Origin of the sequence: Corallococcus sp. AB030 (genome assembly GCF_003668965.1) — a bacterium.
GTDB lineage: Bacteria > Myxococcota > Myxococcia > Myxococcales > Myxococcaceae > Corallococcus > Corallococcus exiguus.
In genome coordinates this window covers 1-10,975 of the sequence record NZ_RAWQ01000277.1, presented here as the reverse complement: position 1 = coordinate 10,975, position 10,975 = coordinate 1, and the positions used below count along the sequence as shown (strand labels likewise).

Annotated in this window: 11 protein-coding genes; 5 read left to right on the top strand and 6 right to left on the bottom strand. The window is 70.8% G+C overall.

Annotation, left to right across the window (positions count from 1 at the left end):
* Positions 1 to 130: 130 nt before the first annotated feature.
* On the top strand, positions 131 to 574 hold the full coding sequence (locus D7Y15_RS39535; RefSeq protein WP_167548304.1) for a MarR family winged helix-turn-helix transcriptional regulator: 444 nt from the start codon (positions 131 to 133) through the stop codon (positions 572 to 574).
* Positions 575 to 579: 5 nt separating this feature from the next.
* Here D7Y15_RS39535 and D7Y15_RS39530 read toward each other — a convergent pair whose 3' ends face one another.
* Positions 580 to 1,164: a YdcF family protein gene (locus D7Y15_RS39530; protein ID WP_233597549.1), complete on the bottom strand. Its 585-nt coding sequence runs from the start codon at positions 1,162 to 1,164 to the stop codon at positions 580 to 582.
* Between the two features lie 268 nt (positions 1,165 to 1,432).
* On the opposite strand from D7Y15_RS39530, the gene D7Y15_RS39525 reads away from it, so the two are divergent.
* On the top strand, positions 1,433 to 1,996 hold the full coding sequence (locus D7Y15_RS39525) for a hypothetical protein (RefSeq protein WP_120581650.1): 564 nt from the start codon (positions 1,433 to 1,435) through the stop codon (positions 1,994 to 1,996).
* 3 nt (positions 1,997 to 1,999) lie between these two features.
* Here the strand turns inward: D7Y15_RS39525 and D7Y15_RS39520 are convergent, their stop codons facing one another.
* The 3 genes from D7Y15_RS39520 to D7Y15_RS39510 all read right to left on the bottom strand — a co-directional run bounded on the left by D7Y15_RS39520 (position 2,000) and on the right by D7Y15_RS39510 (position 4,445).
* Positions 2,000 to 2,911, bottom strand: coding sequence for an endonuclease/exonuclease/phosphatase family protein (locus D7Y15_RS39520; protein WP_121755793.1), 912 nt, complete (start codon positions 2,909 to 2,911; stop codon positions 2,000 to 2,002).
* A gap of 89 nt (positions 2,912 to 3,000) precedes the next feature.
* On the bottom strand, positions 3,001 to 3,633 hold the full coding sequence (locus D7Y15_RS39515; RefSeq protein WP_120579530.1) for an MXAN_6652 family MXYO-CTERM-anchored protein: 633 nt from the start codon (positions 3,631 to 3,633) through the stop codon (positions 3,001 to 3,003).
* Between the two features lie 116 nt (positions 3,634 to 3,749).
* Positions 3,750 to 4,445, bottom strand: coding sequence for a DUF4336 domain-containing protein (locus tag D7Y15_RS39510; protein WP_121755792.1), 696 nt, complete (start codon positions 4,443 to 4,445; stop codon positions 3,750 to 3,752).
* Between the two features lie 126 nt (positions 4,446 to 4,571).
* On the opposite strand from D7Y15_RS39510, the gene proS reads away from it, so the two are divergent.
* Entirely contained in the window at positions 4,572 to 6,005 is a 1,434-nt protein-coding gene (proS, locus tag D7Y15_RS39505) for a proline--tRNA ligase (protein WP_120579532.1), read from the top strand.
* Between the two features lie 70 nt (positions 6,006 to 6,075).
* Here the strand turns inward: proS and D7Y15_RS39500 are convergent, their stop codons facing one another.
* Entirely contained in the window at positions 6,076 to 7,317 is a 1,242-nt protein-coding gene (locus D7Y15_RS39500; RefSeq protein WP_121755791.1) for an adenylate/guanylate cyclase domain-containing protein, read from the bottom strand.
* 69 nt (positions 7,318 to 7,386) lie between these two features.
* Between D7Y15_RS39500 and D7Y15_RS39495 the strand changes: the two genes are divergently transcribed.
* Both D7Y15_RS39495 and thpR read left to right on the top strand, forming a co-directional pair.
* Complete coding sequence (locus D7Y15_RS39495) at positions 7,387 to 7,932, top strand: metal-dependent hydrolase (protein WP_121755790.1); 546 nt, start codon at positions 7,387 to 7,389, stop codon at positions 7,930 to 7,932.
* A gap of 15 nt (positions 7,933 to 7,947) precedes the next feature.
* A complete protein-coding gene (gene thpR, locus D7Y15_RS39490) occupies positions 7,948 to 8,499 on the top strand; it encodes an RNA 2',3'-cyclic phosphodiesterase (RefSeq protein ID WP_121755789.1) in 552 nt (183 codons plus the stop codon).
* Here the strand turns inward: thpR and D7Y15_RS39485 are convergent.
* A complete protein-coding gene (locus D7Y15_RS39485) occupies positions 8,496 to 10,691 on the bottom strand; it encodes a PhnD/SsuA/transferrin family substrate-binding protein (RefSeq protein ID WP_121755788.1) in 2,196 nt (731 codons plus the stop codon). The genes thpR and D7Y15_RS39485 overlap by 4 nt on opposite strands.
* Between the last annotated feature and the right edge of the window lie 284 nt (positions 10,692 to 10,975).

Here is a 10,975-nt window from a genome sequence, read left to right as displayed (position 1 = left end):
GCCCCCGACCCCGCGCCGGACGCAGTCTTGAGCCTACAAGTTGACCCGCAGGCACCCCGCCGCTAATGAATACTCTGTGTCACGGAATATCCATAAAGAGGATGAAGCGCTCTCGAAGGACGTCGACCGGATGCAGGAGTTGATGTTCTCGCTGGGCCGTCGCCGTTCACTCCGTGATCCCATCGCCAGCACCTGCGAGCAGCTCCAGTTCACGCCGCCCCAGGTGCATGCCCTGCTGTGGCTGGGCCTGGACGACTCGCTCACCATGGGCGAGTTGGCCAAGCGACTGGGCGTCACCGAAAAGACCGTCACGGGCGTCGTGGACCGCCTGGAGCGCGAAGGCCACCTCGTCCGCGAACGCGGGGACACCGACCGGCGCATCGTGCGCTGCCGCCTCACCGACAAGGGCAAGCAGACCTTCGCCAAGCTCGACCGCTCCATGCACCGCGCGATGGGCGTGGTGATGGGCATGCTCGACCCTGACGACCGCCAGGCCCTCTTCCGCGTCCTGGAGAAGGTGCTCAGCAAGATGGACGCGCCCGCGCCCACGCCGGACACCGCGACAGGGACCTGAGGCCCTCAGCGCCCGCCCGGCGCCCGCGCCCACAAGAGGCGCGGGTGCAGGAGCAGCGCGAACGCCTCCCGCACCGTCCAGTACGCCCGGTCCCACCCGCGCATCCGCCCGGCGATGGGGGCGGGACTCGTGGCCACCTCCAGGCCCTCGCGCCGGAAGCACTGCCTCGCGCGCAGCAGGTGATACGGGTCGGAGACCACCACCACCCGGCGCGCCCCCCGCTCGCGCAGCACGCGCGCGCTGAACCGCGCGTTGGCTTGCGTGGAGTGGCTGTCCTCCTCCAGCACGCACGCGGACGCGGGCACGCCCGCCGCCACCGCCAGCTTGAGCATCACCCGCGCCTCGGACGGCGGATGGGCGCCCACGCCTCCAGACAACAGCAGCCACGGCGCCACGCCCCGGCGATACAGCGCCACCGCGTGCTCCATGCGCGCCACCAGCGCGCCGGACGGCACACCTCCCGGCAACACCCGCGCGCCCAGCACCACCAGCACGTCCGCGTCCGTCACACGTTCGTGACGTCCAAACCGGTCCACCCACCAGGCCAGCCCGAACACGCCGCCCGTGAGCACGCCCGCGAACAGGAGCACCGCCCGGCGCGCACGTCCGGGTCTGGGAAGAAGGGCAAGGGGACGCACCGCCGGGAACCTAGTCCTGCACCGGACATCCCGCGGCCCCGCGAACACCTTCAGCGAGGCAGTGTGTCCGCGATAACAGGTTTCACGGTGTGGGTTGGACGAACGACCGGGTGAATTGTCGCGATGCGTATCGCCCGAGAGTGGGTCTCAAGACACAATGCGCAAGATGACCCGGCCGGGGTCCGAGACGAACCCGGAGCGGCCGGTGGGAGGCATACGGATGGATGTCAAAGGCGTCGCATTCCTGGCACGGCAGACCATGGCGGTGCAGGCCTTCGGCGAACCGGCATGGAAGGCCTTCCTCGCGGAGCAGGCGAAGCGGGACCCCATCTTCGGGCAGCTCATCATGCCCGTCTCACGCATCCCGGCGGACGCCTTCCTGCGCTTCAACGAGGCCATGACCCAGCGCTTCTACGGCGGCGACACCAAGGCCTACTGGCAATACGGCATCAAGTCCGCCGAGTACGCGCTGGGCCAGGGCCAGCTCAAGACGATGTTCGGCAAGGACGACTTCCGCCGCTTCGCCCTGTTCACCCCCGGCATCTGGAAGGGCTACTTCACGGAAGGCGAGCTGACCGCGCAGCTGCAGGGCGACACCGTGGAGCTGCGCATCACCGGCGTGCCCCGGCCGCACATCTACTTCGAACTCGCGGTGATGGGCTTCGCCGCCGGCGGCCTCGCGTACCTGAGCGGCCGCAAGGAGATCCACCACGAGGTGATGAAGGGCTTCAGCAAGGGGGACATGGAGGTCCTCTACCGCTTCACCCTGCCCACCCCGGCTTGAGCCTCAGGGCGCCGCGGCGGCCGAGGCCGTGCCCGCGGGCGCGGCCGGAGCCACCACAATGGGAGACGCGACCGGAGCCTCGGCGGGAGCAAGCCGCAGGTCCGCCACCACGGGGTAGTGGTCGGACACGCCCACGTGCAGCACGCGCGTGGACACCGGCGTGAACGCGCCGCACGCCATCACGTAGTCGATGCGCAGGGACTTCAGGAACAGCGGCATCGGGTAGGTGCCCGTCCCGTCGGAGCGGGTGACGCGCGCCACGTCCTGGAGCTGGCGGCGCAACAGGCGCACCGGGCGCGAGTCCGGGTCGTCGTTCAAATCCCCCATCAGGAGCCGGGGCCGGGTGTCCTTCGCCAGCAGCTGCGAGATGAAGACGCTCTGGCGCACGCGCGCCGCGCCGTTGAAGGGCCGGCGGATGAGGTGCGTGGCGTAGACGCTCACCTCGCGCCCGTCCACGTCCAGCACGGCGTGCGCCAGCGTGCGCGGCTCCGCGCCACTGGGCGTGGGCAGCGGGTACTGCGCCAGGGACTGAAGCGGATAGCGCGACAGGAGCGCGATGCCGTACGCGCCGCCGTACAGCCGCGTGGTGCCGAAGTGCGCGCGGTACTTCAGGCCGGTGAGCGCGGACAGCCGCTCCACCTGGTCCTGGCCGTGCGCGCGCGTGGAGCCCACGTCCACCTCCTGCAGCGCGACGACGTCCGGGCCCTCCTGGCGGATGACCTCCGCCACCTGCTCCAGCCCCTTGAGGCCGGACTGGATGTTGAAGGTCATCACCCGCAGGGCGCCCGGGTCGCGCTTGGGGGCGGCGGCGACGGGGGTGGTGCCCGAGGACAGGGTGGGACGCACGGCGGGACCGGAGGCACAGGCCAGCGATCCCGCGACGAACAGGGCGGTAAGGAGGGGGCTCGTTCGCATCAAGGGGGGCGATGGTAGGCCGCCCGCCCTCGCGCTGTCGTCCCACCCCCAGGGCCCGGCCGGAGGGCAGGCGGGCGTGAAGCCCGGGCTCAGCCCTGGCGGGACTGACGGCGGCGGCGCGCGGCCAGCGCCACGAACACGGCGATGAGCGCAGCGGGGGCGCCGCTGGTGGCCACCGAGCAGCCGCCCTCGTCCTTCGTGTCATCCGGCGTGACGGGGTCGCTGCCGCCGGTGACGACGACGTCCAGCGTGGCGTTGGCGTGCGCGTCCCCGCCCTGGTTGTTGTCGCCGTTCACGGAGTTGCCGGCGGCGAACACCTTGTAGGTGCCGTTGGTGGCCGGGGCCACCAGGGAGAAGTCGAAGCGCGCCGAGCCATTGGCGAAGGCCTTGGGCAGCGAGTGCGTGAGCTCACCGCTCATCAGCTTCGTGCCCGTGCCCGCGGTCAGCGTCGCGCCGTCCACGGCCACGTTCATGCCCGCCTTCACGCCGGGGCCGCCGGTGATGGTCAGCGAATACTGGCCCGTCTGGCCCGCCGTCAGCGCCGTGGGCCCTTCCAGCGTCACAGTGGGGGTGCCCGAACCGCCGCTGTGGCAGCCGGACGCGGTGCAGGACAGGCCGCTCTGCTTGCCGCTGCGCCCGTTGATGCCGGTGGAGTTGGCGAACGCGGAGCCCGCGACAAGGCACACGGCGACCGCGCCCACGGACCGAAGAAAGGACCGCATGGAATGAACCTCCTGGGGGGAACTCAGGAAAAAGAGGAGGTCCCCTTGTAGCGCAGCGCGGCGTGGAGTGCAGCAGGCGACCCCCCCTGTGACCCGGAGGCAGGGCGTACCGCGACCTACAGTCGGGAGAAGGCGTCGTGGAGGGCCTTCTGACCGCCGCGCTCCAGCACCTGGCCGTGGCAGACGACGACGCGCTCCACGTCCCACTCCAGCGCACGCTGGAGCGAGGCGCGCACGGCCTCCGGGTCCTTGGTGAACAGGCGCAGGAAGCGCGGGGCGGCGAACCGGCCCAGGACGCCGTCCAGCCACAGGTACGCGCGCAGCTTCCAGCCCTCCGAGTGCGCGTAGTGGAAGGCCAGGTCGGTGACGAGCGCGGTGCGGGACGGGCGGTGGAAGAAGAGGAACTCGTTGAGCTGGGGCATGCCGCGCACGTTCATCTGGTCCAGCACCGGGGCCCACGCGGGATCCGGCAGGTCCTCCAGCTCCAGGTCGATTCGCAGCGCCGGCTGCTTCGCGCGCAGCCCCTTGGGCGCCACCACGCGGGCGTCCGGGAAGGCCGCGGCCCAGTCCGGCAGGTGCAGGTGGTGGAAGAGATTGGGGGCCACCAGGAAGCGCACGGGGCCCAGGGCCGCCACGGCGGCTCTCCGCTCCGGCGTGAAGGCGACGGGCGAGTGCACCCACAGTCCGCCGTCCGGCAGGCGGAGGACCGTCATGCGGCCTCCCACCGGGATGCCGAAGAGGGAGAAGGGGGCGTCGAACACGTGGACGTCCTCGGTGAGCTGGCGGGGCGCGGTGTCAGGGGGCATGGGCATGGCGGGTCGTTTTCCAAGCATGGGCGGCGTTCAGGGGACGAGTCCGGCCCGTGTCCGGCGTTGATTTCCGGAACATCCCATCGTACGCAGCCTCCCACTTTCCATCCCTAGCAAGGTGCCCAGCACATGGCCGAGAAGCTCACGCCCCGCGAGAAGGGCTTTTCCGAGTGGTACGTCGACCTGGTCCAGAAGGCGAAGCTCGCCGACTACTCGGACGTGAAGGGCTGCATGGTCATCCGCCCCAACGGCTACGCGCTGTGGGAGAACATCCAGCGGGTGATGGACAAGATGTTCAAGGACACGGGCGTGAAGAACGCCTACTTCCCGCTGCTCATCCCGGAGAGCTACCTCAAGAAGGAAGCCGAGCACGTGGAGGGCTTCAACCCGCAGCTGGCGGTCGTCACGCACGCGGGCGGCCAGAAGCTGGAGGAGCCGCTGGTCATCCGGCCCACGTCCGAGACCATCATCAACCGCAGCTTCTCCAAGTGGATCCAGAGCTACCGCGACCTGCCCCTGCTGGTGAACCAGTGGGCCAACGTGATGCGCTGGGAGATGCGCACGCGCCTGTTCCTGCGCACCACGGAGTTCCTCTGGCAGGAGGGCCACACCTGCCATGAGACGGAGGCGGACGCGGAGGAGCGCACGCTGCAGATGCTGGAGGTCTACCGCACGTTCGCGGAGGACTACATGGCCATGCCCGTGCTGCCGGGGCGCAAGTCGGAGTCGGAGAAGTTCGCCGGCGCGCTGCGCACGTACAGCATCGAAGCCATGATGCAGGACAAGAAGGCGCTCCAGGCGGGCACCAGCCACAACCTGGGCCAGAACTTCGCCAAGGCCTTCGACACCACGTTCCAGGGCCGCGACGGCCGCGTGCACCACGTGTGGCAGACGTCGTGGGGGTCCTCCACGCGCCTCATCGGCGGGCTCATCCTCACGCACTCGGATGACTCGGGCCTCATCGTGCCGCCGAAGATCGCCGCCACGCACGTGGTCATCATCCCCATCGTGGGCAAGGCGACGGACGTGGAGAAGACGCAGGTGATGGAGAAGTCGCACGCGCTGGCCGCGGACCTGCGCAAGGCGGGCCTGGGCGTGGTGGTGGACGACGACGAGAGCAAGGGCCCGGGCTTCAAGTACAACGAGCACGAGCTCATCGGCACGTGTCTGCGCATCGAGCTGGGGCCCAAGGACCTGGCCAAGGGCTCCTGCGTGATGGTGCGCCGCGACCTGCGCCAGAAGGAGTTCGTGCCGCTGGACGAGGCCGCCGCCAAGGCCCAGGTGATGCTGGACCAGATGCAGAAGGACCTGTTCCAGAAGGCCAAGGACTTCCGCGACTCGCACACCTTCGAGGTCAACTCCTACGAGGAGATGAAGGCGAAGGCGGAGGACGGCTTCCTGCTGGCGCACTGGGACGGCGACCCGAAGACGGAGGCGCGCATCAAGGAGGAGACGGGCCTCACCACCCGCTGCCGCCCGTTCAGCCTCAAGCAGGAGCCGGGCAAGTGCGTGATGACCGGCAACCCGTCGCAGGGCCGCATCGTGTTCTCCAAGGCGTACTGAGCACGCGCTGACGTGTGCATCACCCGCGGGGCTGGGAGGCGACTCCCGGCCCCGTTGTCATTCCAGCGCGTCAGCTGGCGGCGAGCAGGCCGCGCTTCTTCGGCAGGAAGGTGGCCACCGGCTCCGGCTTGCCCGCGACGGGCAGCGGGGCGGCGGCCTCGAAGTCGAAGCTGTCCAGACAGCGCTCGCGCGTGGCGTGGGAGACGAGCACCGCGGCGCCGACCTTCTTCGTCAGGCCTTCGATGCGGCTGGCCAGGTTCACCGCGTCGCCGATGACGGTGTACTCGCGGCGCTGTTCGCTGCCCACCGCGCCCACCACCACGCGGCCGGTGTGCACGCCCACGCCGATGCTCAAGGGGAATTCGCCCCGCGCGGCGCGCTCCTGGTTGAGCGTGTCCAGCGCCTCCAGCATGGCCAGCGCGCACGACACGGCGGCGGCCGGGTGGCCGGGCTGGTCCAGGGGCGCGCCGAAGTACGCGAGGATGCCGTCGCCCATGAACTTGTCGAGCGTGCCTCCGTGGCGGAACACCACCTCCACCATGCGCGACAGGTACTCGTTGAGCAGCGCCACCACCTGGGGGCTGTCCATCCGGTCCGACAGCGTGGTGAAGCCGCGGATGTCGGAGACGAGCAGCGTCACCTCGCGGTGCTCGCCGGCCTCCCCATCCGTGCCCTTCTCCGAGATGCGCCGCGCGACCTCCGGGGAGAAGAAGCGGCCCAGCCGTTCGCGCTGCATCTCTTCGCGCACCACGTCCGTGACGAGCCCCATCACCGTGCGGCTGATGAAGAAGGCCACCGACGACGCGAGCACCATCACCAGCACCAGTCCGGGCAGGAACTGGGACGCGGGCAGCCCCGCGCCCAGCGTCAGCATGGCCACCGCGACGATGCCCAACGCCGTGGCCGCCGCGACGATGAGCCGCGACAGCGTCACCATGGACACGATGACCACCAGCACCAGGTACACGCCCATGGTGAGCAGCGCGATGGCCACGCCGTTGGCGGAGCCCCGGATGGACCACTCCTGCAGGAAGTAGATGAGCGGCATGTCCAGCAGCGCCACGCCCAGCGCCGGCCGCCGCAGCAGGTCCGGCACCCGGCGCGCGCACGCCCACAGCAGGACGGCCAGCGCGATGTAGCCCGCGAGCACGCCGCGCGACACGTTCCAGTCATCCAGCACGGCCAGCGCCAGCCACGCCGCCGTCGCGCCCACGCGCGTCACATTGAGCCAGGAGCCGACGTCCGCGCGCCATTCGTCCAGGCGCCTTCGCAGGGTGGACTCGACACGAAAGCGAGAAAGCAGGAACCGCATGTATCAACGGAGGCTACCCCACGAACGGGACCCTCTCCAGGCGGGGTCCCGTGCGTTAGGGTCCGGCGAATGGCGAGCATCGGGCACGTAGCGGTGGGCATGGCGCTGGGGCGTTACGAGACGGGGTCGGGCGCGCCCTGGCGGCGGCGGGTGGCGGTGATGGCGTTCCTGTCCCTGCTCGCCCTGCTGCCGGACGCGGACGTGGTGGCGTTCGCGCTGCGCATCCCCTACGCGGCGACGTGGGGACACCGCGGTGCGTCGCACTCGTTCGTCTTCGCGGCGGGGGTGGCGCTCGCGGTGGCGGCGCTGGCCCGGTGGAAGGGGGAGTCCGCCACGCGCTGGGGCCTGCTGACGCTCGCGGCGGTGGCCAGCCACGGCATCCTGGACACGCTCACGGACGGTGGGCTGGGCGCGGCCCTCTTCTGGCCCTTCTCCAACGCGCGCGTCTTCGCCCCGGTGCGTCCGCTGCCGGTGGCGCCCATTGGCGCGGGCATGCTGTCCGCGCGAGGCCTGTACGTGAGCGGCGTGGAGTTCCTCGTGTTCCTGCCCGCATGGCTCTACGCGCTGTGGCCCCGGAAGAAGGCGCGCGCGGCGGGGAGCGTCCAGGTTCCCTGAAGGAGGTCTTTCACGATGCGCCTGTTCACCGCCGTGACGCTGGGAGAGGCCCTCACCGCAGAGACCGAGCGGGGCATCGAGCGGCTGCGCGCCCTGGCCCCGGACGCGAAGTGGGTGCGGCCGGAGGGCGTGCACCTGACGCTGCTCTTCCTGGGGGACGTGGACGACAGCCGCCTGCCGGAGCTGCGCGACGCGCTGGAGCCGGTGGGGCTGTATCACTCGCCGTTCGTGCTGTCGGTGGCGGGCGGAGGGGCGTTCGGCCCGCCAGCCCACCCGCGCGTGCTCTGGGCGGACGTGCGCGGAGACACCGCCGCGCTGAAGGCGCTCCAGGCGGACGTGGCGCGCGCGCTGGAGCCGCTGGGCTTCACGTCCGAGCACGGCGAGTACATCGCGCACCTGACGCTGGCCCGGGCCCGGCCACCGCGCGGAGACCCGGCGCTGGCGGCGTGCGCGCGCGAGCTGCAGGGCGCGTCATGGGGCGAGGGGCGCGTGGACCGGCTGGTGCTCTTCGAGAGCACGCGCGGCCACTACGTGCCCCGGTTGGAAGTGATGCTGGAGCGCGACTAGCAGGCGCGCAGGCCTTCCGCCACGGGCACCGCCGCCGGCAGCGTGACGGTGAGCAGCGTGCCGCGGCCCTCGCGACTCTCCGCGCGCAGCGTGCCACCCAGGCCGGTGACGATGGTGTGGCTCACGGACAGGCCCAGGCCGGTGCTGTTGGGGCGCGCGGTGGCGAAGGGCTCGAAGATGTGCGCGAGCGCGTCCTGGGACAGGCCCTTGCCGGAGTCCTGCACCTCCACCACCACCTCGCCGTCCTCGCTGGTGTAGGCCGCCACGCGCAGCACGTTGTTCGCGGCGTCCTGGGTGTCCATCTGATGCAGGCCGTTGAGCAGCAGGTTGAGGAAGAGCTGGGTGAGGCGCGCCTCGTCCGCGTCCACCGTGGGCATGTCGTGGAAGTCCCGCTCCAGCCGCGCGCGGTGCTGCAGCTCGCCGCGCAGCAGCTTGAGCGCGTTCTCCAGCACCGGCTGCACGGCCACGCGGGCGCGGTGCTCCGGCGGCTTGCGCGACAGCGTGCGCAGGTCCTGCACGATGTGCTTGAGCCGGGTGGCGCCCTCCACCGTCTCGCTCAGCGCATCCAGCATGTCCGTCAGGTCCTCGCGCGGCACGGCCTTGCCGTCCAGCAGCGGCTGCTTCAGGCGGTCCATCTCCTCGCGGATGAACGACAGGTTCGCCAGCACGAAGGCCAGCGGGTTGTTCATCTCATGGCCCACCGCCGCCGCGAGCGAGCCCAGCGCGGACAGCCGGTCCGCCTGGAACAGCCGCGCCTCCATCTGCTTGCGCAGCGTCACGTCGCGCGCGAACACGCGCAGGCCCGGCGGGTCCCACAGCTGCGCGACCGTGAGCTCCCAGTAGCGCCCGTCCAGGTGCACCGTGGGCGCGGGCTCTCCCGGGGGCGCGCCCCGCCACGCCCAGATGACCGCCGCCTTCACCAGCGGGTGCTCGGCGCCCATCTCCACCAGGTCCTGGAACGCCGCGTGGGTGGCGGGGTTCGCGTACCGCAGCTCCCCGTCCATGCCCAGCTCCAGCAACGGCTCCGGGTGCAGCAGCGGGAACGACGCCAGCCGGTACAGCGGATCCTCCAGCGCGCGCAGGCCGCTGACGTCGCGCACCAGCAGGCCCAGCCGCACGCCCGTGTCCCCGGGCGAGGGCTCGCAGGGCGTGATTTCCGCCGCGTAGACGCGCTCGTCGCCGTTCACGTTGAGCCGGTACTCCAGCCGGCCGTCGGAGCCGCCCTGGAGGACGGCCTGGAGCAGGGACATGAGGGGCTTGCTCGCGGCGGTGCCCAGGACCTCCTCCAGCATGCGCCCCTCCCCGCCGCGCATGTCGCGGCCGAAGGCACGGCCGGACGGGGACCACAGCCGCAGGCACCGGCCTTCCGCGTCCAGCTCTCCGGCCACGTACTCGGCGCCCCCCGTGGGACGCGGGCCGGACGCGGGCGCATCCAGGCCGGGAGACCGAACGAAGGTCTCCACCCGGAAGGGGCCCATGAGCATCTCCAGGCCCGCGCCGTCGGTGTTCATCCGGGTGAGGACGGAGATGAGCGCCTGCGCGTCCGCCTCCGGCATCCGCCTGGTGAGGATGAGGCCGTCGGCGAGCGTGGGGATGGTGAACAGGAACGGCGTGAGCCGCGGTGCGTCCGCGCCCAGGTACGTCGTCAGCGTGGCGCGCATCGCGTGCGCGTCCTTGTGGTTGCAGAAGAGCGCGCACAGGTCCGACTCGCCGCGCAGCACCGCGTCCAGCGCCTTGCGGTAGGTGCCCAGGAAGCGCTGCTCGGAGAAGAGCGTGTCCGGGCGCAGGCCCAGCGACTCCAGGTGGCGCACCGGCAACAGGTGCCCGCCGGTGGAGCGCGGCGCCACCCACGCCACGCGCTTGCCCGCCAGCGTCTCCAGCGTCAGCGGCTCGTCCGAGCGGCAGATGAAGGCCGCGTGGTAGTAGCAGCTGCCGGAGCGCACCGCGCGCAGCACCGCGCGCGCCTGCGGCTCGAAGGCGTTGCACTGCTCGGCGGTGCCCCAGGCCATCTCCACCCGGCCTGAAGCGAGCTCCGCCTCCAGGTGCTCGTAGGTGGGCGACATGGACATCACCACCGGGCGGCCCATCCGCTCCGACAGCGCCCGCGCGAACAGCTCCACGCGCACGTGCTCCCGTACCTCGCCGAGGGACGGATAGAGCAGGCAACGGATGGGCGCGTTCGATGCGGTCACGACGAATTCCTCCGATGAGCCCCCTCTTCCGCGCGCCCGGACTGCCGGCTCGCGAGTGCTCGCTAGTTACCTGAAAATTTCCGGCAATGCCACACTATTCTTGAATCGCTGTAATAAGTAGATTCCCCAGGTTTACCATGTTCCGACCCAGGGTCGAAAGCGACTTCCACATACCAAGGGTGAACTTTCGCTCTGAAACGGCTGGCACCGGGGCTGCACTGGGGGGGTGGGTGGACGGGTGCAACCCATGGAAGGGACGGGCGGATGCGTTGGATCGTCAGGGG

Bases quoted from the DNA above. Each gene is read 5' to 3' on its own strand.
- D7Y15_RS39525 (WP_120581650.1), top strand. From the start codon at position 1,433: ATGGATGTCAAAGGCGTCGCATTCCTGGCACGGCAGACCATGGCGGTG.
- D7Y15_RS39495 (WP_121755790.1), top strand. From the start codon at position 7,387: ATGGCGAGCATCGGGCACGTAGCGGTGGGCATGGCGCTGGGGCGTTAC.
- D7Y15_RS39510 (WP_121755792.1), bottom strand. From the start codon at position 4,445: ATGCCCATGCCCCCTGACACCGCGCCCCGCCAGCTCACCGAGGACGTC.
- thpR (WP_121755789.1), top strand. From the start codon at position 7,948: ATGCGCCTGTTCACCGCCGTGACGCTGGGAGAGGCCCTCACCGCAGAG.
- D7Y15_RS39535 (WP_167548304.1), top strand. From the start codon at position 131: ATGCAGGAGTTGATGTTCTCGCTGGGCCGTCGCCGTTCACTCCGTGAT.
- D7Y15_RS39520 (WP_121755793.1), bottom strand. From the start codon at position 2,911: ATGCGAACGAGCCCCCTCCTTACCGCCCTGTTCGTCGCGGGATCGCTG.
- D7Y15_RS39500 (WP_121755791.1), bottom strand. From the start codon at position 7,317: ATGCGGTTCCTGCTTTCTCGCTTTCGTGTCGAGTCCACCCTGCGAAGG.
- D7Y15_RS39515 (WP_120579530.1), bottom strand. From the start codon at position 3,633: ATGCGGTCCTTTCTTCGGTCCGTGGGCGCGGTCGCCGTGTGCCTTGTC.
- proS (WP_120579532.1), top strand. From the start codon at position 4,572: ATGGCCGAGAAGCTCACGCCCCGCGAGAAGGGCTTTTCCGAGTGGTAC.